Origin of the sequence: Bacillus sp. 16GRE42 (assembly GCF_019837435.1) — a bacterium.
In the GTDB taxonomy this organism is placed as follows: domain Bacteria; phylum Bacillota; class Bacilli; order Bacillales; family Bacillaceae_G; genus Bacillus_A; species Bacillus_A wiedmannii.
Window position 1 is genome coordinate 166,464 of record NZ_JADAXF010000006.1, and the last position, 23,146, is coordinate 189,609.

Annotated in this window: 20 protein-coding genes and 2 pseudogenes; 1 reads left to right on the forward strand and 21 read right to left on the reverse strand. The window is 34.8% G+C overall.

The features are described 5' to 3' along the window. Nucleotides 1–56: 56 nt before the first annotated feature. The 16 genes and pseudogenes from ILS93_RS29215 to ILS93_RS25100 form a co-directional block, all read right to left on the reverse strand. Entirely contained in the window at nt 57–1,004 is a 948-nt protein-coding gene (locus ILS93_RS29215; RefSeq protein WP_433777887.1) for a methyl-accepting chemotaxis protein, read from the reverse strand. Next, nucleotides 996–2,039, reverse strand: a pseudogene (locus ILS93_RS29220) (HAMP domain-containing protein); the annotation flags it as partial. The pseudogene ILS93_RS29220 and the gene ILS93_RS29215, both read right to left, overlap by 9 nt. 252 nt (nt 2,040–2,291) lie before the next feature. Beyond that, on the reverse strand, nt 2,292–3,041 hold the full coding sequence (locus ILS93_RS25035) for a C39 family peptidase (protein ID WP_139326537.1): 750 nt from the start codon (nt 3,039–3,041) through the stop codon (nt 2,292–2,294). A 13-nt stretch (nt 3,042–3,054) separates the two neighbouring features. Beyond that, a complete protein-coding gene (locus ILS93_RS25040) occupies nt 3,055–3,876 on the reverse strand; it encodes a hypothetical protein (RefSeq protein WP_064477140.1) in 822 nt (273 codons plus the stop codon). A gap of 206 nt (nt 3,877–4,082) precedes the next feature. After that, nucleotides 4,083–5,333 (reverse strand): sensor histidine kinase, encoded by a 1,251-nt coding sequence (locus ILS93_RS25045; protein ID WP_078183463.1) that lies wholly within the window; start codon nt 5,331–5,333, stop codon nt 4,083–4,085. After that, nucleotides 5,330–6,001 carry a response regulator transcription factor gene (locus ILS93_RS25050; RefSeq protein WP_001238626.1) on the reverse strand — a complete coding sequence of 224 codons (672 nt, stop codon included), beginning with the start codon at nt 5,999–6,001 and terminating at the stop codon, nt 5,330–5,332. The genes ILS93_RS25045 and ILS93_RS25050 overlap by 4 nt, the downstream gene beginning before the upstream one ends. A 150-nt stretch (nt 6,002–6,151) precedes the next feature. Next, nucleotides 6,152–6,856, reverse strand: a complete 705-nt coding sequence (locus ILS93_RS25055) for a metallophosphoesterase family protein (protein ID WP_078183462.1) — start codon at nt 6,854–6,856, stop codon at nt 6,152–6,154. Nucleotides 6,857–7,272: 416 nt separating this feature from the next. After that, nucleotides 7,273–8,649, reverse strand: coding sequence for an ABC transporter substrate-binding protein (locus ILS93_RS25060; protein WP_064477143.1), 1,377 nt, complete (start codon nt 8,647–8,649; stop codon nt 7,273–7,275). Nucleotides 8,650–8,670: 21 nt separating this feature from the next. Beyond that, entirely contained in the window at nt 8,671–9,492 is an 822-nt protein-coding gene (locus ILS93_RS25065; RefSeq protein ID WP_064477144.1) for a carbohydrate ABC transporter permease, read from the reverse strand. Then, nucleotides 9,489–10,421: a carbohydrate ABC transporter permease gene (locus tag ILS93_RS25070; RefSeq protein WP_064477145.1), complete on the reverse strand. Its 933-nt coding sequence runs from the start codon at nt 10,419–10,421 to the stop codon at nt 9,489–9,491. Before ILS93_RS25070 ends, ILS93_RS25065 begins: the two co-directional genes overlap by 4 nt. Further along, nucleotides 10,421–11,518 (reverse strand): ABC transporter ATP-binding protein, encoded by a 1,098-nt coding sequence (locus ILS93_RS25075; protein WP_064477146.1) that lies wholly within the window; start codon nt 11,516–11,518, stop codon nt 10,421–10,423. The genes ILS93_RS25070 and ILS93_RS25075 overlap by 1 nt, the downstream gene beginning before the upstream one ends. After that, nucleotides 11,515–12,081 (reverse strand): glycerol-3-phosphate responsive antiterminator, encoded by a 567-nt coding sequence (locus tag ILS93_RS25080; RefSeq protein ID WP_222661577.1) that lies wholly within the window; start codon nt 12,079–12,081, stop codon nt 11,515–11,517. The genes ILS93_RS25075 and ILS93_RS25080 overlap by 4 nt, the downstream gene beginning before the upstream one ends. Nucleotides 12,082–12,388: 307 nt before the next feature. Next, nucleotides 12,389–13,069, reverse strand: coding sequence for a GNAT family N-acetyltransferase (locus ILS93_RS25085; protein ID WP_064477148.1), 681 nt, complete (start codon nt 13,067–13,069; stop codon nt 12,389–12,391). Between the two features lie 163 nt (nt 13,070–13,232). Next, nucleotides 13,233–14,105: an ankyrin repeat domain-containing protein gene (locus tag ILS93_RS25090; RefSeq protein ID WP_000287346.1), complete on the reverse strand. Its 873-nt coding sequence runs from the start codon at nt 14,103–14,105 to the stop codon at nt 13,233–13,235. Between the two features lie 291 nt (nt 14,106–14,396). Further along, nucleotides 14,397–14,900: a nitrous oxide reductase accessory protein NosL gene (locus ILS93_RS25095; RefSeq protein WP_064477149.1), complete on the reverse strand. Its 504-nt coding sequence runs from the start codon at nt 14,898–14,900 to the stop codon at nt 14,397–14,399. Between the two features lie 131 nt (nt 14,901–15,031). Further along, complete coding sequence (locus tag ILS93_RS25100) at nt 15,032–15,286, reverse strand: hypothetical protein (RefSeq protein WP_064477150.1); 255 nt, start codon at nt 15,284–15,286, stop codon at nt 15,032–15,034. A gap of 253 nt (nt 15,287–15,539) precedes the next feature. On the opposite strand from ILS93_RS25100, the gene ILS93_RS25105 reads away from it, so the two are divergent. Next, on the forward strand, nt 15,540–16,844 hold the full coding sequence (locus ILS93_RS25105) for a CitMHS family transporter (RefSeq protein WP_222661578.1): 1,305 nt from the start codon (nt 15,540–15,542) through the stop codon (nt 16,842–16,844). Between the two features lie 47 nt (nt 16,845–16,891). On the opposite strand, the gene ILS93_RS25110 is transcribed toward ILS93_RS25105, so the two are convergent. The 5 genes and pseudogenes from ILS93_RS25110 to ILS93_RS25125 all read right to left on the reverse strand — a co-directional run bounded on the left by ILS93_RS25110 (nt 16,892) and on the right by ILS93_RS25125 (nt 23,146). Then, a complete protein-coding gene (locus ILS93_RS25110; RefSeq protein ID WP_048562839.1) occupies nt 16,892–17,584 on the reverse strand; it encodes a response regulator in 693 nt (230 codons plus the stop codon). Continuing rightward, complete coding sequence (locus tag ILS93_RS25115) at nt 17,584–19,194, reverse strand: ATP-binding protein (RefSeq protein ID WP_078183459.1); 1,611 nt, start codon at nt 19,192–19,194, stop codon at nt 17,584–17,586. Before ILS93_RS25115 ends, ILS93_RS25110 begins: the two co-directional genes overlap by 1 nt. A 153-nt stretch (nt 19,195–19,347) precedes the next feature. After that, nucleotides 19,348–20,295: a methyl-accepting chemotaxis protein gene (locus ILS93_RS29150; RefSeq protein ID WP_372584348.1), complete on the reverse strand. Its 948-nt coding sequence runs from the start codon at nt 20,293–20,295 to the stop codon at nt 19,348–19,350. After that, nucleotides 20,290–21,459: pseudogene (locus tag ILS93_RS29155) on the reverse strand (HAMP domain-containing protein); the annotation flags it as partial. The pseudogene ILS93_RS29155 and the gene ILS93_RS29150, both read right to left, overlap by 6 nt. Nucleotides 21,460–21,571: 112 nt before the next feature. Continuing rightward, entirely contained in the window at nt 21,572–23,146 is a 1,575-nt protein-coding gene (locus ILS93_RS25125) for a flotillin lipid rafts scaffold protein FloT (RefSeq protein ID WP_064477154.1), read from the reverse strand.

The following is a 23,146-nucleotide window of genomic DNA, read 5'->3' on the forward strand; positions in this document are numbered from 1 at the left end:
GCTGAATAGAAAAATAAGTAAGGTGAAAATAATATCACCTTACTTATCTGCTGTTATTATACTTTAAATTTACTAGTCATCGCTTGTAGTTCTTCGGCCATCCCAGCTAAGTTTTGCGAAGCTGAACTAATTTCTTCCATTGAATTCACTTGTTCTTCTGTTGAAGCAGCAACACTTTGCATACTAGCTGTATTTTCTTCTGCAGCCGCTGCAATTTCATCAATAGCATTTGTCACTTCATTTGCATCTCCAGCAATTCTCTTCGTTGTTTCTACCATTTGATTAACTTGAGAAACAATATGTGTAGTAGAACTTAAAATTTCCGTAAAACTTGCTTTCGTTTTCGTTACAACATCAAGGCCTTGTTGAACTTCTCCATTCACATTATCCATTGCCTTAACAGTATGTTCAATATCCGCCTTAATTTCTGCAATTAAATTTGCAATCTCTCCAGATGATGCTCCTGATTGCTCCGCTAATTTTCTAACCTCATCAGCTACAATAGCAAACCCTCGGCCCTGTTCACCTGCTCTTGCTGCTTCAATAGCTGCATTTAAAGCTAATAAGTTCGTTTGAGTAGCGATGTTTTGAATCGCTTCAGAAATAGCTCCTACCTGCTTTGATTTCTCATCAAGAAGTTTAATAATAGCATCTGAATCGGATACCGATCTAGAAATAGACTGCATTTGTTTTGCTGTTTGTTCAACCAATTCTTCCCCTTCTTCAGCTCTTTCTCTCGCATGTAATGAGGAGATAGAAATTGATTCCGCGCTTCCAGTTACATCTTGAATTGCTGTATTTACTTGTTGTAATGTAGCCGCACCTTCTTCAACACCTTGACTTTGTGATTCAGCCCCACCTGATACTTGTTCCATTGCAATTGTAATTTGATCTGTCGCATCATTTGCTTGCTGTACGCTCGCTGTTAACTCTTCAGCCGATGCAGCGACATGTTCTGCTGAAAAACTAATTTGAGTAATCACATCTTGTAAAGAGGCAGACATTTCATTAAATGAATTCCCTAATTTCCCTATATCATCCTTGGAATGGATTGTAATTTTCTCTGTCAAATCTCCCTTACTAATTTTATGGGCCGAGTCAGCTATTTTTCTTAATGGTCTTGTAATAGACTTTGTAATGAAATAAATTAATACACTACCAAATACAATAGCGATAGCAATGACAATCAAAGTTTTATAAAACACTGGATTCGCAGCTTGGGTAATTTCTTCATCGAACATAACCCCAACTACTTTCCATCCTGTTTTCTCATTTGTTGCAAAGATTAAATTCTTTTTATCACCTTGTTCTGTATAAGACACATTTCCTTGTTTTTCTTCATAAATTGGTTTAATCCACGGATCAGTAACTTTTGCACCTGGTTTTCTAGATGGATGACTAACAATTTGCTTATTTTGATCTAGAATAACTGCATAACCTTTTTCACCAATGTTAATCATTTTGGAAATTTTTAAGATGTTATCTAAATTTAAGTTAATTCCTATAACACCTTTACCATCTTTTACTTCTTTAGCAATTGTCACTACCATATTTTTAGTAGATGCTGATTGATATGGTGCAGTAACAATTACTTTCCCTTTATTTTCATGTGCTTCTTTATACCAAGATCTATCTGTTGGATTATACCCATCAGCCATTTTGATAAATGGTTCTCTTATAAACTTTCCCGTCTGTGTTCCAATATAAATACCTTCTACTTCTGGATGAAGTTTTATATATTGCGCTAACTTCGTTCTTACTATTTCTTCTTGTCCGTTTGGATATGTATCCTCTGTTAAGACGTCTGCAAAATACGCCGCATCAACAAATTTCTCTTCTATATTTTGAGAAATAACAGTATTTAAAACAGAAATATTTTCCTTTGCTTTACCTGTAATTTGTTGTTCAAAATTTGTTTTGGCAGTTTGATATGAAACACCACCGATAATAAGTCCTGGTATAGTTAAAATAAGAAAAAATGAAATGATTAATTTTTTCTTGATACTCATACATTTAACCCAGTTAAATATTTTTTGCATAATAAGCCTCCTTTATGTAATGTGAATACTTGTGTAATTTTATACAATTAACATATATAAAACAATATATAATGATAACATGTAATTTTTTTGTCAATTATGCATTTTTTCATATTCATTACTTCTAAAGATTTAATCATAAAAAATAAGAGAACTTCAGCTTATATAATAAGCTGAAGTTCTCTTATTTCTTGACAAAAAACACCCACAAAAACTCCTCTTACAGTTCCTTACATCTATTTCCTTACTAATTCATTTAGAGCTTTTCACATAACTAATCGCCTGACTCCCCATTTGCATCCATGCCTTTTCAAATTTTCCTCTCGGCACTTTTACATCTAGGCTATCCTCGAGAGGATCCCGAATATATACAAATTCTTCATCGTATCCAATCAGTACTACACAATGTTCATTATACGTAATAGAAACATCTCCGCTATTTGTTTCCCATGTAGTAAATTCATCTTCATCTAATGGCGCAAATGTTGCATTCGTAATCATAACTACCGGTTGTCCTGATTTTACACTCTTATAAAGTTCTTCTATACTCTTCCCTGTTAAGTCCACAGCTTTATTAGGTAAATACTTTTTCGCTAATTGAAAAAGTGGTCCGTGATATACACCATATCCAGATTCAGAAAAGGTATAAATATTTCCTACAAATCCTTCATTCGGATTCCCACGTACACCATCGTTCATAAAATCAACTTTCTTTATTTCATTTGCTAATTTCATCTTATCCACTGTAATGCCTGCATATTGTAACATCATCGCTAAGCTAGTCACTTCACAGCCTCTATCTAGCTCTGGTAATTGCTGAATTAAAGGTACATTTGATAAGATGACCTTTTCATCATTATTACTAAAATCTGCTTCTTTTCCGCTTTGTATATTGAAGAATGTTAACTTCTCCACATACTTTGTAATGCCATTTGTATATACATTCCATACTGCTATAGCTAGTAAAGCCATACATATATACCACTTCCATCTCCGTATCACTCTCACGCCCTTTTTAGTTCGTTAAATAAGAATAAAACGCGTCAGCATCCGTGCGAATCACCGGTACAAAATTTAGTTCTTTTCCTTTTTCAGGCTGATTTTTTTTAATTTTTTCTGCTAATTCTTGAACGTTCATATTCGTTTTATCCATATTAAGCTCATCTGCCATTTGTAACACTTTTTGTTCATTAATTTCGCTTAATACTTGATATATATCTTTACCATACAAATCAATCTGATATTTTTTTGCTTCTTCCTGCACTTTTTGTTCGTACACTTCTTGCGCTAACGCTTCTATCTCTTTTCCTTTTTGTGAAATACCTAACTTCCCTGCTTCCTCTCTTACTTTCGTTCCATAGATTTCTTCCGCAATGTCCTCTATTTCTTTTCCATTTGTCGAAATACCTAATTTATCCGCTTCATCGCTAATTTTAATCGTATTAATTTGAGTAATTAAATTTACAATCGTTGTATTCTCTATAGATATGCCTAGCTTTAACGCTTCTTGCTTCACTTTTGTTTCATAGATTTCTTCTGAAAGAGTTCCAACGTCTTTTCCTTCAATCGAAATTCCTAACTGTTCAGCTTCTCTTCCTACTTCCGTCTCATGAATTTCTTTTTCTAGCGTAATTTGTTCTTTCCCTTCTGTTTCAATACCTAGATTCTCCGCCTTTTCTTCTGTATGCACCGCATGTATCTTCCCATTATTTAATTGTTCTTTACTGCGCTGCGTGTAATTTGTCTTTCCTTTTGATGTTTCAGAAGGAGAGGCACCCCCTAATATGCTTAGGCTCATTACTCCAATAGTGAATACCGTCATCATTTTCTTTTTCAAAATTAATTCCTCCCTCTTACACTTTCTTTTCCATCATTCCCTATACATAATCGAAATAACATTATGATCGATATAATCTGCTCAAATACCTTTTTATAATCGCTTCTTCATAGGGCGAACTTTCTGTATATCATACATGTTATAAATAGTTTCTTAACTTTCCCTTAAAAAAAGACGACCTTGTAAAAACAAGATCGTCTTCTCACTTATATTCTTTGGTTTTTAGGGAAATTCACTTCAAAACAAGTACCCTCTCCCCATTTGCTCTCTACTAATATTTTCCCATAATGCTTTTCTACAATCCAATTTGCGATTGAAAGGCCTAATCCCGCTCCTTCTGACGCACTTCTCGCTTTATCACCTTGATAAAAACGATCAAATAATTTTGGGATGTCCTCATCTTTAACCCCTATCCCGTCATCTTTCACCCGTATACGAATTGAGCTGCTCGTTTGCGTACAATCGATTTGAATATGCCCGCCCCCATTTGTATACTTCATCGCATTATCTAACAATATGACCATCATTTGATGAATTCTCTCTCTATCACCCATAAATGATATGTCATGTTCTACTTTCAATATCATCTCTTTTTCTTGATATGAAGCAATTTCCTTATATGGATCTACTATTTCTTCTAACAATTTATCCATTTCAAATGTTTTCTTATCCATCTCAATTTGATTAGAATCCGAACGTGCTAACAATAATAAATTAGTTACAAGCTTAGATAACCGTCTACACTCCTTTGAAATCGTAGAAATATCCATCGCTTTTTCTTCTATTGTCGCAGATGGTGACTGAAATAACACATCCGTTTTTGATTGAATAACTGCAAGTGGTGTCCTTAATTCATGTGATGCATCCGAAACGAATTGCTGCTGTTTTTCCCATGAATTTTGAATGGGTATGAGTGCCCTGCCAGCTAAGAAAAAGCCAATTCCTATTGCACATAAACTTCCTACGCTACAACCTATAACAAGAATTAAAAATAAAGTATTTAGCATCTCTTCTTCAGCTGTTGTATCGCGTACAATTTGAACTATTTTCCCATCTTCTTTAAACGCAAAGGTTCTAAAATATCGTCCTTGCACTTCAATATCTTGCAAATCCCCTAACTTCTTTGGGAAAAACTGATCCAAATTCCCTTCAAAGCTAGAACGAAATTTATGGTTATCTCCCTCTATCTCTACTACTTTCCCATTCCAAGTTATTTTAGTTATCCGGGGATCTCCAATTTTAATGTTCTCCATACGTTTTCTTGGTAATATTTTAGCATCAAATTTTTTTCCAAACTGAGCCTTCATTTTTATAGATTGATCCACTTCATTATAAATACGATTATATGTGTATGAATAAATGATACTGCCTAATACACCTATCAAGATAATAAATACTAATGAATTCAATATAGTCAATCGAATGCGTGTTTTCTGAAACATGCTTCCCTTTTTCATTGTTCTTTTAATATATATCCAATACCTCGAACAGTTTGAATATCTTTCTGATAACCGAATGGCTCTAATTTTTTACGTAAATGATGTACATACACTTCTACAATTGCTACTGTCGTATCTGAATCAAATCCCCAAACACGATCAAAAATTTGTTCACGCATTAAAATCTTTCCGCTATTTTGAACAAGGTACTCTAGAAGCTCATATTGTTTTAATGTTAACTTCATGCTTTGTCCATCTACTTGAACGTCTTTATCTTTTCCGAACAGTTCAATCCCTTTATAACGAATAGTCTGCTTTGTTGTTAAACTACCGCTTCGTCGTAATAAAGCACGAATTCTCGCTTTTAACTCTGGAGCCTGAAATGGCTTAACGATATAGTCATCCCCACCAAAGTCCAAGCCTTTCACGCGATCTTCTAAAGAATCTCTCGCTGTCAAAAATAGGACTGGTGTTTCAATCTTTTCATCACGTATTTTTTGAATTACTTCAAAACCGTCCATTTCTGGCATCATCACATCAAGCAAAATGGCGTCATATATATTTTGTAATGCTAGAAATAATCCATCTTCTCCATTCAATGCTGTATCTACTTCAAATTCATCGCGTAATATTTGGACAATAGACTCTAATAAAGAAGCATTATCTTCTACTACGAGTAAGCGCATATTCTCACCTTCCACCATATCGTTCAATCCTATTTATAATTATATTTTAACGTTTTTCTCAATATAAAATTTGAAAGATTTATTATAAAAATTCTTCCTTAAATTTTTCTTAATAAAAAATTGAAAGAAATAAGATTCCCCTTATCTCTTTCAACTTTTTACTACGTACACCTTTTTACTCGGCAATTCTAAACAATTTAACTGGCCACCATATACAGCACCGCCATCAATCCCTATAATACGATTACTCCCAAAATACACGCCACAATTCTCACTACCATGAAACGTTTTTGTTTCCGTATGACCAAATACAACAACCTTTTCACCACTATACCCACTATGAAACTCATTACGTATCCACATTAACGTATATGGTTCACATTCCGAAACTCGCTTCAATGGCTCAACACCGGCATGTACAAATATATACTCTTCTGTTTCAATGTAATGATCTAATTCTTGAATAAATTTTACATGTTCCTCTAAAACATGCGATTGTAAAATTGGTTTTTGGAAGGCTTCTTCATTAACTACAATATCTTCATCTACAAAGCCATAGCTGTATAAAGTCTTATCTCCACCATTCCTTTTTACCCAATGGTTCCATGAACGTTCTTCATCAGTCGTTAACGCTTTAATCATCATATCTTCATGATTACCCTTTAGAACGAGGGCTCCCTCTTCTTTTAACGCTTTTACCTTTTCAATTACAGCACGCGCATTGGGACCACGATCTACATAATCCCCTAATAAAATCAATTGATCCTGTCTTGCATCATATTGAGCTTCTTCTAATAACTGTTCGAACTTTTCTATTTCTCCATGAATATCACTAATAACAAGAATTCTTTTCATATTATCCCCCTTCTTTCTAAACCACTCTCTTTCTAATTATAGTTCAAAACAACAGAAATTTCTGAATCCATATTCAAAATCACATTTATTACAAATAAAACGATTGTCCTTACAACAATGTAAGTCTCTTGTCATCCAATTCGATAGTTGCAAGTGCTATATTTCCTTATACTAAAAGTAAGAAATGAAACAAAAAACAAGGAGAGATGAGACATGAAAAAAGTGATGGAAGTTGTAGTAGCGGTGGCAGAGGTTTTCGTAAATGGCAAACAAGTTGCAATGGAGTTAAACAAATAATGAAAAGGACAAGATTCATTCTAGACCCTTTACTCATATAAAAGAGATAAGACTTCTTCATTTTTTTGATCCCTTATCTCCTTGAAAAAGCCGTATCCTTTTTCGGATACGGCTTTTTCTTATTTTTGACTCGTACGAGCTGAAATACTAATTGCTCTATCAGTTGCTTTGGCAGCTTCATCTAACGCTTCTTTACTATTCTTTCCGTCATACATTGCTTCTAATGCTTTTACAACTGCATCTCGTGATTCTGGGAATACACTAATTAAAGCCCCTTGAGTTGCTGGAGATTGCTTCGTCGCTTGTAATTGTTCCACTGTTACTTTTAGCTGTGGATATTTTTCATATTGCTCTTTTACTAATGGTTCATTGTATGCATCTGGATTAATAGAGAAATAGCCTGTTGCAGTATGCCATTTTGCTTGTACGTCTGGCTTCGTTAAATATTTCATAAAGTCCCAAGCACCTTGTTGTGTTTCTTCTGAAACCATATTCGTCATCCATAATGATGCTCCGCCAATAACAACACCATTTTGTTTCGAATCCTCTGGATATGGAATATATGACACGCCTACATTAAACTTAGATGCATCAATTAAGTCGCGAACACCAGCTGAAGAATCTAAATACATAGCAACTTGTCCAGACTGGAACGCGGCACGAATATCATCCCAACTTGCTCCATATTTTCCAAGTGCGCCAGCTTTATTTAAATCATCTAACATTCCAAATACTTTCTGTCCTTCTTTATCGTTAAATACCGCCTTCTTTGCAGCATCTTTGCGACCGTTTTCGTTATCTACATATAAAGCACCTTGTGTCGCTAACAATTCTTCAAAGAACCAACCATAATTCAGCATGGAGAATCCATATTGTTTTACATTTCCGCCTTCTTTAATCGTTAACTTTTTCGCTGCTTCTTGTAATTCCGCATACGTTTTCGGAGCTTTTTCTGGATCTAAGCCCGCCTTTGCGAAAGCATCTTTATTATAAATTAGTACTGGTGTAGATGAATTAAATGGCATAGAATACATTTTTCCATCAACTGAATAATAATTTGTAATTGCTTTTTCCAACTTTGAGGTGTCGTACTTATCTTTTTTTATCCAACTATCAATTGGCGTAATCTTTTTGCTATCAATCATATATTTTGTTGTAATTTCACTCGACTGAACAAGAGCTGGCGCTTCTTTCGTAGCAGACATCGTTCTAAATTTCGTTAAAGACTCTTCATATGTCCCTTGGAACTCTGCCTTTATCTCGTATTTATTCTGTGACTTATTATAGTCTGCAACAAGCCCATCTAGTACGCCTTGTGTTTTTCCACCCATCGCATGCCAAAAACGAATTACAGTCTTATCACCATTTTTTTCAACTGGTGCTACTTTTGCCTGCGCTTCAGATTTCCCCTCCGTTTTACTACTTGAACAAGCGGCACTAGATAATGCCATTGTTGCTGCCATTAATAGAGCAGCACCTTTTTTAACTAAACTCATTTTAATCTCACCTTCTCTTGGTTATTTAATTGCACCTTTTGTTAATCCTTGTTGTAATTGCTTTTGCCCTACAAATAGTAAAATCAGTGTTGGAATGACAATAACCGTAACACCGGCCATTACGCTTCCCCAATCAGTTGCAACTTCTTGAGACTGAAGCTGCTTTACACCAATTTGAACTGTTCTTACTTTTTCATCAGTGGTCACTAAGAGTGGCCATAAGTACATATTCCATGTTGTTAAAAAACTATATACTCCAAGCGTAATAAAACTCGTTTTACAATACGGAATTACGACGCTAAATAAAAACCTTACATTTCCAATCCCTTCAATAAAGGCTGCTTCTTTCAGTTCATTCGGAAGCGTCATAAAATGTTGACGTAACAAGAAAATACCGAAAGCTGTTGCAAAAAACGGCACTGTCATCCCAGCAAAGCTATTGATCCAACCGAAGTTTTGAATCGTTAAAAAGTTCGGTACCATCGTTGCTTCCCACGGAATAAGCATCGTTGAAATAAACAGGAAGAAAATAAGGTTTCTTCCTTTAAACTGTAGAAAGACAAAAGCATAAGCCGCTAAGCTTGATACGATAAGTTGTCCAATCATAACGACTGTCGATACAACTAAACTGTTATACAAGTATGTCAAAAGCGGTACTTTTTGAAAAATATTAATAAAATTATCAAAAGTAAATTGGGTCGGAAATAGCCTTCTCATTTGAATATCATCTGGTGTCATAAAGCTTATTAAAAACGCATACAGTACAGGAAAAAACACCATTACTGCACTAATAATGAGCAGCATATATAATAGGAAATTTTGTTTCCACTGTTTAACGATCATTTATAATGCACCTTTCTCTCAGCAAACTTAAATTGAAGTAATGTAGTAATGAAAATGAAAACAAATAATATCATCGCTTGTGCACTTGCTGTTCCAAATTGATGATTCACAAACGCCTCTTTATAAATCGAGTACACAATTAAATTTGTTGCATCATTTGGTCCACCGTGCGTTAAAATATCAATTTGTCCAAAGCTTTGGAACGCACTAATTAACGTTACTGTCACGATAAAGAATAAAGTTGGTGATAGCATCGGTAATGTAACACGGCGAAGCTTATATAAATAGCTAGCGCCATCTATAGATGCACTCTCATATAAAGACGTATCAATATTTTGTAAACCACCTAATATAACTAAAAATGCAAATCCTGTATTCACCCAAACCGTTGTAACCGATACAGAGAACAATGCCCAATCTGGACTCGTTAACCATGCGATTGCAGGTAGATTCATAGAGGCTAATATATTATTAAATAACCCGACACTTGGATGAAATAAAAATAGCCAAATCACCGCACTAGCAGCTACTGATATTCCCATAGTGGAAGAAAATAACACACGGAATAACCCAATACCTCTTACTTTTCCATTTGCAATCAATGCAAGAAATAAAGCGAATATAATACTCGTAGGCACTGTATATACAACAAATAATAAAGTTGACTTTATGCTTTTGTAGAAAGCAGGATCAGAAAATAAGTATTGATAATTTTCTAAGCCAACGAAAAGATTAGCTTCTCCGTGTATATCTGTTAAATAAAAGCTATAGTAAATCGTCCTAAATAATGGATAAAAAAGAAAAATCGAAAATAGTAAAATAGATGGCGCCAAAAATAATAATCCTATTCTTAAATCTTTCGTTTTACTCCATAAACTCTTCTTTTTTGACACTTTTGCTTGTGCTGGTAACTTGCCTACCTCAATCATTATTTCGCCACCACTTTCAACTCTTCTTCAGCTACCACTTTTAATCGTTCATTCGTATTTTGGTGAAAGAAGCATAACTTATCTTGCGAGAATAATAATTTTACTTTGTCACCTTTGTTCAGGAGTAGCTGTCCAATGACTTTTGCACTCCAAGTTATTCCATTTACCGCGAAATTTAATATAGATTCGTTCCCTAATACTTCTACAGATTGTAACGTGAATTCTTGCCCTTCCTCAGACAGTTCAATATGTTCAGGACGCATGCCTATTCGAATTGTTCCTTCTGGTAATTGCTTTAACAGTCCATTAGATAATGGAATTTGCAATTCCCCTATATGTAATACACCTTTTTCTTTGTCCATTTCTCCATCATTTATATTCATCGAAGGAGACCCTATAAAGCTTGCAACAAATTCATTCGCTGGTTCGTTATATATATCAAGCGGTGTTCCAACTTGCTGTATGCTCCCTTTATTTAAGACCATGATACGATCTCCCATAGTCATCGCTTCTATTTGATCGTGAGTAACGTAAATCATTGTAATTCCTAACCGTTGCTGAATTTCTCTAATTTCAATCCTCATTTGCGCACGTAATTTCGCATCTAAATTCGAAAGTGGTTCATCCATTAAACAAATTGGTGCTTGACTCACGATCGCCCTAGCAAGCGCAACACGCTGTCTTTGTCCCCCTGATAATTGTCCTGGCTTCATTTTTACATACTCTTTCAGTCCTACCATTTCAATTGCTTCCATTAATCGCTTTTGTCGCTCTTCTTTTTGTACTTTTCTTACCTTAAGTCCGAATAAAATGTTTTCTTCTACAGATAAGTGTGGATATAGCGCATAATTTTGAAATACCATTGATAGATTACGGTCTTTCGGCTCTAAATCATTTGCAACATGTTCATTAATAATTAAATCCCCCGAAGAAATCTCTTCTAAGCCAGCAATCATTCGTAATAGTGTACTTTTCCCGCATCCTGAAGGTCCAACTAAAACAAAAAACTCGCCCTTTTTAATGTGAACCGATACACCTTTAACCGCTGTCTCTTCCGCATTTTTATACACCTTTGAAACATTTTTCAATTCAATCACAAGATTGCACTCCTTTTTTCTTCTTGTATCCATACTTCATAATGACTCGTTGAAATTGCACTTGCTCCTGCACGAATAGCAATTTCCGCATCTTCTCGTGTTTGAATCAGTCCGCCTGCAATAATAGGAAATTCTATTTCCTCTGCTAACCGCTTAATAATGGAAGGCATAATCCCAGGCATAATCTCTACCGCATTCGTTTTAGTCGTTTTACAATTCTCAATTGATTTTGTAAGAGATAAAGTATCAACAATAAAAATGCGTTGAATCGTTTTTAATCCAATTTTATTAGCATTTCGAATTGTCGAACCTTTTGTTGAAATAATACCCTGCGCCCCGATAACATCTTGAATATACAAAAGAGCTTCCTCTGTATTTGTATTTAAACCTTGTATAAAATCACAATGAAGAAATACATCATGTCCATGCTTCTGTAATTCATATACACGCTCTGGTAACTCCAGCATTGAACCAGTCATAAGAAAAACTGTTTTCGGTAATTTTTTGTATGTTTTGTACCCTTTCCGATATTTTATTATCGCAATATAAGGTTCTTTGAACATTTGTTCCACCTAGCTTTTCTATTTTTATCCAAACTAAAAACACCTACTTACATAGAACACCTTTCTCCTTATTTGAACTCTAGGAAATAGAGCACACCTAAGAAAGTGGCACGTTATATGTAAGCGGGTGTTCTCAAATGTTCTCTACCCTAGTTATTCTGTTACCTTTACTATATTACTCATTTATTAAGTCAGTTTTGATAGATTGTTAATTAGGTGTTAATCGAATGTTAATATTCACCATATTTTTTTAACAATAATCTAAATATACGAATGAACCCCAACAGCAAACAACTACTTTTAAAATTTAAGTGATATGCAAATTCATTCCATAGTTAATCAATTTTAGTTTTCTCGCAACTGCTTGTGAAGCATAATTATCCCAAGAAGTACTATAAAGTGGAATGCGTTTTTCTTCTTGTATTGATATCGCCCAGGCTGTAACAACATCAGTACCATATCCATTCCCTTGAAACTCCGCTAAAGTTTCCACACTCGCCTCAGCAGCTACAGGCGTACTCCTAGCACTGCAACATATAGAAACTACCTTTTCATTTTTTACAATTGCAAAGTAAGGTTGCCTCCATTCCATCTGTTCTATTAGATTAGGAAAATTTTCTCGCAAAAGCTCTTTATTCTTCCCTGTTATCTGTATTGTTCTAGTTGGCTTATGTAAATTATTAGAGAACATGAAAGCAGGGCCCATCCAAATATTTTTCACTGTTCTTTCTTCATTTAATACATCAATGATCTTTGCTATCTCTATATGATTTGAAGGTTCTCGAATTAATTTCTCAATCTTACCTACCGTTCCATCATCCAGATCACAATGATATCTCGTTATACTCCCTTCACGAGTTCTGCCAAGAAAAAAGCGTGGTGCTTTCGGATTCCCTTGTTCATTTACATATTTCATTTTTCCTACTTGATTATGAACAAATAAAACCTCTACCTGAATTGCTATTAAATCAAGTTCTGAAAGCCTCATTTATATCCTCCTTAGTTACTCCATATACCATTCATAATCTATTTTTCATGCCCAAAACAAAAATCCCATTCAAATACACATTACTGAATCCATCATACTAAATGACTTCTTCATTCTGTCTATCTAAATGAGATTATTTCGTACTTTTTATTTCTTTATCTTGTTATTCCACTGGTTGTGGTTGTGGCTGTACGACTTCATTCGCTCCAGCTAACCTCAACATATTTGCAATATCTTTAAAACCTCTTTTTTCAGCATATTGCAGTGGCGTAATATTTTCCTTATTGGCCATATTTACATCTGCCCCGTGGTCAATAAGCATTTGAATTACTTTCTTATGATTTTCACTACCGTTTCCTAATACGATTGCTTCTACTAAAGCCGTTCCACCACGAGCATTTCTATAATTCACATCAATATCTGTATGCTCTAACAATTCTTTTACAACCTCTATATGGCCACGTTCAGATGCAGAAATGAGTGCTGTTCCACCTGATTTAGTAATTTCTTTCGTATTAACCCCTGCATTAATTAGTAGCTTTACAATGTCTGTATATCCTTCTCTACTTGCATAAAGAAATGGATTACTTTGTTTCTCATCTTTACTTTCAATATTAGCACCTGCACCAATTAATGCTTTAACTGTCTCTACATGATTTTGATACGTTGCTGCAAGGATAGGAGTTTCTCCGTTGTCACCTTCTACGTTTATATTAGCTCCATCTTGAATCAACTTCATAGCTGTTTCCGTGTCACCAAGAGTCGCAGAAAGTAGCAACTGTTTGTCCATTAAATTTATACTTTTTTCTTCTTTAGGTTCTTCCTGTTCTTTATGCTTTTCTTTTTTCTTTTCGTTTTTCACATGAACCGGTTTCGATTCTGGCTCCTCTTGCTTATCGCAAGCCACTACCGTCATTAAAAGTCCTAATAACATACATAATAAAATTTTTTGTTTTCTCACAACTACAGCTCCTATGAAAGATAATGTTTTCTTAACCATTCCTCCATCACATACAATAACTCTTCTTGAGTACATTTATCCATAAGCCCTTTATATTCCTTCTTTAATCGGATTATCTTAAAACCTATACTATGTTTCTCAACCTATTGGAATGATGTGCCTGATGGCCTCATCATTAACATTATGAAGCAATTAGTTTAGCACGATTTTACCGCATTTGTATACATTTCTAAAAAGTACATAAATAATTGCTTTAGGTTACTATATTCCATTGTAACCGTTCTTCTAAAAATTTTACACCTTTTCTATATTTGCACCTGAGTAATACTAAAAAAAGACAACTTATGTAGTTGTCTTTTTTTAGTATTAATGATGACCACCGTGATTTCCCTTTTTCGGGTTCCCCATCATCTCTTTATTCATTTCCCATTTATGCTCTGCTAGCTCTTTATATGAAAGAACTTTCCCTTTATAGTTAGACACAAAACTCTCTGCATCCTTTTTATTTTCAAATGAAATGACATTATAAGCCATCGGTGTCGTTATTGTTTTATCATATACGTAAGTCGCATCTTCTAATGAAATCCACTCTTTCGAATCATAATCTCGAACAAATTTTTCTTTCGTCTTTTCTCCTGGATTAATCTCCATCCATTTATACATACAACCGATATCATCAAACTTTAACGCTTTTCCATTTTCTAAAATGACTTCTGTTGCAAATTGATTATCCATTACCCCAATTTGGCAAATATCACACTTATCATGTTTCTCATCAATTGCTACAGCCTCTACTTGTTTCTTACCACATCCTACTATTGTAAAGACAAAGAATAAGCATATAGCAAGTGTCACATACTTTGTTCTCATTTTACTTCCTCCCTAACCGTATCTTCCACAAGGAGCATATCAAAAAGTTGTGTGAGATTTGTGAAAAAATAATGTACTTTTTGTAATATAAAGACCAAAAAAGATGTGTAGCCATTTCTACACATCTCTCATCATTCACAACCTGTAATTAATAAATCATCTTCTAACTTAACTAATAATGTATCTGTATTAATTTGCTGCCCAGCAACTACATTTACTAATCTTATATTTCCACTAATACCAACCGCAACTTTTTCAAGCTCACCGTTATTTTTTCGAATCATCATTAAATTTTCCCACTCATATACGTAAGAAGATTCATTAACAAAAATCTCTTCTACTTTTCCTTCATAAGAACTATAAATCTTTTCAATTCTCGTTTTCATATAAAATCTACTCCCTATTTCACACTTCAATATTTTCATCTTATTCTACCATTCTTACGGAGAGCAGCTTACTTTTTAAAAATTCAAATTAACTACCGTGAACAAAATGACCAAAATAAAAATTATGCTTCTAATGATGTTATTTTTCAAATTATTTACCATTTGAATGAATACTTTTATGATAAATAAAAAACACTTTTTCTGAATTTTCATTACATTTTGAAAGCGCAATCATTTTTGAGGGGGAGATTACATGTTAGCACTACTTGGATTTGCGATGGTATGTGTCTTTATGTTTTTAATTATGACGAAACGTATGTCAGCACTAGTAGCATTAATATTAATTCCAATTACTTTCGCATTAATCGGCGGTTTTTATGCAGATATGGGACCTATGATGTTAGAAGGAATTCAAAAACTAGCACCTACTGGTATTATGCTTATGTTTGCTATTTTGTATTTTGGAATTATGATTGATAGCGGTTTATTCGATCCCGTCATTAGTAGGATTTTGAAATTTGTAAAAGGAGATCCTTTAAAAATAGTTGTTGGTACAGCGATTCTTACGATTATCGTTTCATTAGATGGGGATGGAACAACAACGTATATGATTACTGTTTCCGCAATGTACCCACTATATAAACGCCTTGGAATGAATCCACTTATATTAGCTGGGGTTGTTATGTTAGGAGCAGGAGTGACAAATCTTACACCTTGGGGCGGACCGACAGCTCGGGTTATGAGTGCTCTTGGACTAGACGCATCAGAGCTCTTTACACCACTTATACCAGGGATGATCGCTGGTGCAATTTGGGTCGTTTTCGTTGCTTACTATCTTGGCAAAAAAGAAAGAAAACGATTAGGAATTATGGATGTACAATATTTAAAACAAATGCAAACGATGGATGAGCAAGCTGCCACAGTAGAAGCTGTCGTTCATAAACGCCCTAAACTTCTATGGATTAACTTTTTATTAACTGTTACCTTACTTGTCTGTCTCATACTAGAAGTTATGCCGTTACCTGTTTTATTTACAATCGCTTTCGCCATTGCTGTTATGCTTAACTATCCGAACTTAGAACAACAGAAAGAACGTATTGCTTCTCACGCTGGAAACGTATTAGCGGTTGTTTCTCTCGTATTCGCCGCTGGAATTTTCACTGGTATTTTATCAGGAACAAAAATGGTAGATGCAATGGCTCAAAGTGTAGTTACTCTTATACCTGACGCTCTTGGACCACAACTACCGATTATTACAGCTCTTCTTAGTATGCCGTTCACATTTTTCATGTCCAATGATGCATTTTACTTCGGGGTACTACCTATTTTAACGAAAGCTGCCGCTGCTTACGGAATTAGTGCAGCTGAAATGGGACGCGCTTCATTACTCGGGCAACCTGTTCACTTATTAAGTCCTCTTGTCGCCTCCACGTATTTATTAGTCGGAATGGCCAAAGTTGATTTTGGTGAACATCAACGCTTTACGTTACTTTGGGCTGTTGGAACGACAATGGTGATGTTAATTACGGGAATTGTAATCGGAATTATTCCGATATAAGACGTGAAAAAACAGTAGAAGAAATGTAATTCTCTACTGTTTTTTTGTTATGAAGAAACAAGAAAATACCTTCTTTCTGGTCTCCCTACACTCCCATATATAAGCTCCGCATGAACTTTCTTTCCAGATATTAAATACTCTAAATAGCGCCTCGCTGTTGATCGGCTTACCCCAACCATTGAGCTTAACACTTCTGCCGTAATACCTTCTTCATCAACTGTTAACATATGCTTTTTTATTTTTGCTAAAGTTAAAGGATCTATCCCTTTCGGGGCATATTCTATTTCATTTCCCTTTACGCCTCTTTGAGACCATAAATGTTCAATTTGCTCTATAGATAATTGATTAGTTTTCTTTAACTGCAAAATCTTTTTTTGGTAACTTTCCAAACTCGCCCTAAATCGATCAAACATAAGTGGCTTTACGATATAATCTGTTACTCCGCCTCGTAGAGCGTGCCTCACTACATCTGTTTCCGATGCAGCTGTAATCATAATAATATCTGTATCATGCAAATTATGCCTAATATATGTGACAAGTTCCGTTCCTTGCATATCAGGTAAGTACACGTCTAATAAAACGAGCTGTGGCTTCACAAGCTCTAGCCATTCTTTCGCTTGTTCTCCAGTCGTTGCTGTTCCAATTACTTTAAATCCCTCAATCTTTTCAGTAAAACGACGATGAATGTCCGCAATTCGAATATCATCTTCTACAATCAATACTTCAATCTCCTCACCCATTACAATTCGCCTCTCTCTTTTGGTAATGCAATAATAAATAATGCACCACCTAAATCCCCTTTTTCGATTGCAATACTTCCATTTAACTCTTCTACTAACTCTTTCACTTTTGCTAATCCATATCCTCGTTTCCCGCCTTCTTTCGTCGAGAAGCCTTTATAAAATATGCTAGTAATGACTTCATCATGAATCCCTTGTCCTGAATCTTCCACTTCAATTACTATCTCTTCTCCAATATCAGTTACAAACATCCTTACCTTCTTATCATTCTCTTCATTTCTTTCAATTGCTTCAAATGCATTTGTAATTAAATTTCCTAAAATAGAAACGACGTAATTACTCTCAATGTGCGGGCTTAATTTATCTAAGCTACTTTCTCGATCTAGCATAAAATCAATCTTTAACTCTCGTGCTCTATTATAGAATCCAATTAAAATTCCACCTAACCATGGATTTTGAATTCGCTTCATAATAAATTGAACAAAATCTTGATATACCGCTGTTTCCTTATGAATAAGCTCTAAAGCATCTTCATATGATTCTAACTGGATAAGACCTGAAAGCGTATACAACAAATTATTATATTCATGCGTTTGCGCTCGTAATGCCTCTGTATATTGCTTCGTCTGAGATAACTCTGCCGTTAACTGATCCATTTCAGATTTCAAACGTAAACTCGATACAACGCCAGTTACTTTATTCTTTACTTTAATAGGTAGACGGTTCGCAATAACAGCCTGCCCTTTTATATTTAATTGACGATCAAACTGTTCTTCACCAGTTTGAAGTACATCTAGTATCGTTGAATTAGGAATTACATTTAAAATAAATTCTCCAATAATATTACGCTGTTCATCTAACGAAAGAATATCATAAGCCGCTTGATTGACTAAACTAATCATGCCATTGTGATCAATGACAATAATCCCTTCACGTACAGATTGAATCACTGTACTATGCTCTTCATATAAAGATGAAATTTCTTCTGGCTCCATCCCAAACATCATTCTTTTTATACTTCCGGCTAAATATATAGAACCAATTATCCCGATTAAAAGACCTATTACTGTAATCCAAAATACACGCTTTCCATATACTTCTACCGCTCCATGAATATCATTCATTGAAAATCCAACAGACACCACGCCAATAATTTCATTTTCCTGATTACGGATTGGAACTTTGCCACGTAATGAAGGGCCTAATGATCCAGTTGCTTTCGAAACATAAGACTTCCCTTCTAATAGAACGCCTTTATTATCTCCACCAACCATTGCTTCTCCTATTTTATCTCGCTCAGGATGCGCATACCGAATCCCCTCTTTATTTCCAACTACAATAAAGTCAGCATCTGTATCAATTCGAATTTTTTCTGCAATTGGCTGAATAATAGAAGCTGGGTTTTCTTTTTGAAAAGCTTCCTGGATTTCAGGTATAGCGGCAACTGTTTTCGCAACATGCAAAGCCCGTTTCCCAATTTGCTCTTCTACCGTTTCAGACAATATGTAATAAAATAAATAACTTGTTAATAGAAGTACGACTAGAATAAGTGTACTAATTGTTATTGTAATTCTCGGTTGCAGTTTTAACTTTTTAAATTTCAAAACCATTCCCCTAACATAATTAAAGATAGAATTTAACGAATTTACAGTCTTTTATAATTACACCTAATCATAACACGGTTACTCTATATTTCTTTATTTTTATCTTCACAAAAAAAAGAAACGAGATACAATTACTACCTCGTTTCTTAACATTTTTTATTACACTTTAAATTTCCCAATCATCTCTTGTAATTCTTCTGCCATTTGCGATAAATGAACTGCTGCTGCATTGATTTCATCTACTGAAGCTAATTGTTCCTCTGAAGAACCAGCAATATTTTGAACGCTTGCTGCATTTTCTTCAATCGTAGCTGCAATTTCATTAATAGATGCACTAACTTGTTTTGCATCTACTGTCATTTGTTTCGCTACTTCTACCATACTATCAATTTGTACAACTGTATCATCTGTAGACTTCAATATTTCAGTAAAGCTTTGCTTCGTTTCATTTGCAACTACAAGTCCTGATTGTACTTCTGTTCCAACTTGCTTCATAGAGCTTACTGTTTCTTTTATGTCAAATTGTATCTCTTTTACTAATTTTCCAATTTCCGTAGAAGACTGTCCTGATTGTTCTGCTAACTTTCGCACTTCATCTGCTACAATTGCAAATCCTCTTCCTTGTTCTCCAGCTCTCGCAGCCTCAATTGCAGCATTTAATGCTAATAAATTTGTCTGCTCTGCAATATGTTGAATTACCTCAAGGATTGCTCCAATTTGCTTCGATTTATCATCTAACAACACAATCACTTTATCTGATTGTGAAACAGACTCATGGATTAATTGCATTTGATTCACCGTTTGTTCAACTAACTTCCCACCATCTTCAGCCTTTTTCTTCGTATACATAGATGCTGTGGATACTAATGAAGAACTGTCTGCCACACGTTGAATTCCTTCTGTAACTTCTTCTAATAATGTCGCGCCTTCTTCGACTTCTTTCGTTTGTATTTCCGCTCCACTCGACACTTGCTCTATCGCTTGTGTAATTTGTTCCGTCGCTTCACTCGTCTGCTTCATACTAGCTGTTAATTCTTCTGAAGATGCCGCTACATGACCTGCTGAAGTATTTATATTGGAAATGACATTCTGTAATGATGCTGCCATCTCGTTAAAGCTTTCTCCTAGCTGTCCAATTTCATCTTTAGAATGAACTGCAATAGATTCTGTTAAATCGCCTTCACTAATCTTTTTCGATGATATAACAAGTTGTTTTAACGGATTAATAATAGAAGCAATTATGAAGTAAATTAAAATCCCGCCAATTATTAATGAAATACCAATAACAGTTATCGTTTTATAGAAAATAGGTTCAGCTGCTTCAATAATTTCTTTTGAAGGCATAATTCCTGCTATTTTCCATCCAGTTTTCTTATTCGTTTTAAAAGTAATATTACGGTCTTCACCCTCTAATGAATAATGAAAATCACCAGATTCCTGTTTATAAAATTCCTTACTAAGTTTCTCTTCTAATTTCTCTCCCGGCTTCATTTTCGGGTGTGCTACTACATTTTTATCTTGATCAAATATTGCTACATACCCTTCCTTACCGATATTAACCATCTTGGAAGTAGTAACAATATCATTAATTATTAAGTCAATCCCAAGAACGCCACTTTTATCCTCATTTTGTTTCGCTAGTGTAATAACAATATTCCCTGTCGTTTGTGACTTATATGGAGCAGTTACAATTACCTCTCCGCTTTTCTTCACTGCCTCTTTATACCAATCTCTTTCTGTGGGATTATATCCGTCTGGCATCTGAATAGCTGGTGATTGAATAAACTGTCCATTACTAGATCCTGTATAGATTGCTTCCATTTCTGGATGTAATTTGTTGTATTCTTCTAGTTTATTTTGGATGTTTTGAATTTGGTCTGCTTGGTAACTTGAGTGTGTGAATAATTTCGTAAAATAAGTTGCATCTACTTTTTTACTATCTAATTCCTTGTTAATTACATTATCCAAAATTTTTATATTATCTTTCGCCGAGTTTACAATCGTTTCATTAAAATTCGTCTTGGCCTGCTGATAAGACGTCCAACCAATTACAATACTTGGAAGAATTAAAATCATAACAAATGATACAAGTAACTTTGCTTTTAAACTACTACTCCTTAATTTCCCTTGAAACATATTTCTACCCCTCCATACCGTTTTAAATGTAATTTTTTTACATTTAATTTCTTTATATAAATCATACGATTCAAATGTATCAATGCGACTCTCTATCTCTTTCTCTATTGAAGAGTTGATACATACCTTTTTCATTCTATATAAATTAAATAATTAAAACAATATATAAAAATGTATATTATTCGAAATATTATAATTCACTGAAGAACCTCTAGTATCTCACTTACTAGAGGTTCCTCCCGCTTTACTATTCTTTATCTTTTTCTACTTCTTTTTTCGCATCTTCTACTACAGATACAACAGGTTTATCGTTTGATAATTGTTGTACTGCTCCTTTTCCAGCAAATCCTTCTAATAACTCTTTTAAATCAATGCCAGAAGAAGCTTTTAATGTTTCTTGCATCGTTGCCATTAAATCAGTCGCATAACCTGCAACTTTTCCGGCGCCGCTATTTTTACCACCACCGCCTGTATCGACAACTGTAATTTTATCAATGTTGCTAAGCGGGCTTGCAATTTCCTTCGCATAACTTGGAAGCATGTTAAGAACCATATCCATAATTGCCGCTTGACCATATAACTCAAATGCCTCTGCAATTTTTTGTTTCGCTTCCGCTTCTGCTAAACCTTTTAATCTGATAACATCTGCTTCCGCTGTACCTTGTGCTTTTTGTACTTCTGCTTTTGCTTGACCTTGCGCTTTTTCGATTTCCGCCTTCGCTAAACCTTCTACACGAACTTCTTCTGCACGTGCTCTTGCTTCCGCTTCAATTTTATATTGATCTGCATCTGCTTTTTTCATTTGTTTTACTTTTTCCGCTTCTGCTGATTGTTCAACAGCATAGCGATCTGCATCTGCCTTTTTCTTTACTTCTGCATCATATTGCTTTTCACGACGCGCAATCTCTTTTTCTTCTAATTCAATTTGCTTTTCACGCTCAATGATTTTAACGCGCATTTGCTCTTCTGTAACACCTTGTTGCGCTTTTGCTTGTTGTAATTCATAGGAAAGATCTGCATCTGCGCGAGCTTGTTCTTGGTCTCTCTTATAAGATTGTACTTTTAACTCTTTATGTTTTTCAGCTTCAGCGATTTGTGCATCACGTTGATACTCAGCTTCTTTCGCTTCTTTCTCAGCACGAGCTTTTTCAATTCGTGCCTCTTTTTCACGCTCTGCATTTGCAACTGTTGCATCACGCTTAACCATCGCAATTTGTGGCTGACCAAGTGCATCTAAGTAACCGTTCTTATCCATGATTTCTTTAATTGTAAAGGAAACGATGCGAAGTCCCATCTTCTTTAAATCTGTAGAAGCTACTTCATGTACCTTTTGAGCGAATTGCTCTCTATTACTATAGGCATCTTCTACTGTCATAGAAGATAAAATAGCACGTAGATGACCTTCTAAAACTTCTTTTGCTTCTATTTTCAACTCTTCTGTTTCTTTTCCTAAATATTGTTCAGCTGCTGTAGAAACTTCTTCAATAGTAGATCCTACTTTAATAATAGAAACACCATTTACTGTAATCGGTACACCTTGTTTCGTATACGTATCACGTGTTCCCACTTCTAATTTGTAGTTTAATAGACTTAAAGGCTCTGCTCTTTGCATAATCGGAACTACGAAAGTACCGCCACCACGAATAATCTTAATCTTCTTTCCATCATCAGTGGTAACTACATTTTTCCCGCCACCAAGCCAGTTTCCAGTAACAATTAATGCTTCATCTGGTCCAACTGTTCGATACTTTGTAATGAATACTAAAATGAGTAGAATTAAAATTGCGAGTAATACTCCACCGATAATTAATGGAATCGTCAT

What these genes read in the sequence shown, in the direction of transcription:
- ILS93_RS29215 (WP_433777887.1), bottom strand. Translation starts at nt 1,004, where the DNA reads ATGTCTGCCTCTTTACAAGATGTGATTACTCAAATTAGTTTTTCAGCA.
- ILS93_RS25045 (WP_078183463.1), bottom strand. Translation starts at nt 5,333, where the DNA reads ATGAAAAAGGGAAGCATGTTTCAGAAAACACGCATTCGATTGACTATA.
- ILS93_RS25050 (WP_001238626.1), bottom strand. Translation starts at nt 6,001, where the DNA reads ATGCGCTTACTCGTAGTAGAAGATAATGCTTCTTTATTAGAGTCTATT.
- ILS93_RS25055 (WP_078183462.1), bottom strand. Translation starts at nt 6,856, where the DNA reads ATGAAAAGAATTCTTGTTATTAGTGATATTCATGGAGAAATAGAAAAG.
- ILS93_RS25060 (WP_064477143.1), bottom strand. Translation starts at nt 8,649, where the DNA reads ATGAGTTTAGTTAAAAAAGGTGCTGCTCTATTAATGGCAGCAACAATG.
- ILS93_RS25065 (WP_064477144.1), bottom strand. Translation starts at nt 9,492, where the DNA reads ATGATCGTTAAACAGTGGAAACAAAATTTCCTATTATATATGCTGCTC.
- ILS93_RS25070 (WP_064477145.1), bottom strand. Translation starts at nt 10,421, where the DNA reads ATGATTGAGGTAGGCAAGTTACCAGCACAAGCAAAAGTGTCAAAAAAG.
- ILS93_RS25080 (WP_222661577.1), bottom strand. Translation starts at nt 12,081, where the DNA reads ATGTTCAAAGAACCTTATATTGCGATAATAAAATATCGGAAAGGGTAC.
- ILS93_RS25085 (WP_064477148.1), bottom strand. Translation starts at nt 13,069, where the DNA reads ATGAGGCTTTCAGAACTTGATTTAATAGCAATTCAGGTAGAGGTTTTA.
- ILS93_RS25090 (WP_000287346.1), bottom strand. Translation starts at nt 14,105, where the DNA reads ATGTACTCAAGAAGAGTTATTGTATGTGATGGAGGAATGGTTAAGAAA.
- ILS93_RS25095 (WP_064477149.1), bottom strand. Translation starts at nt 14,900, where the DNA reads ATGAGAACAAAGTATGTGACACTTGCTATATGCTTATTCTTTGTCTTT.
- ILS93_RS25100 (WP_064477150.1), bottom strand. Translation starts at nt 15,286, where the DNA reads ATGAAAACGAGAATTGAAAAGATTTATAGTTCTTATGAAGGAAAAGTA.
- ILS93_RS25105 (WP_222661578.1), top strand. Translation starts at nt 15,540, where the DNA reads ATGTTAGCACTACTTGGATTTGCGATGGTATGTGTCTTTATGTTTTTA.
- ILS93_RS25110 (WP_048562839.1), bottom strand. Translation starts at nt 17,584, where the DNA reads ATGGGTGAGGAGATTGAAGTATTGATTGTAGAAGATGATATTCGAATT.
- ILS93_RS25115 (WP_078183459.1), bottom strand. Translation starts at nt 19,194, where the DNA reads ATGGTTTTGAAATTTAAAAAGTTAAAACTGCAACCGAGAATTACAATA.
- ILS93_RS29150 (WP_372584348.1), bottom strand. Translation starts at nt 20,295, where the DNA reads ATGGCAGCATCATTACAGAATGTCATTTCCAATATAAATACTTCAGCA.
- ILS93_RS25125 (WP_064477154.1), bottom strand. Translation starts at nt 23,146, where the DNA reads ATGACGATTCCATTAATTATCGGTGGAGTATTACTCGCAATTTTAATT.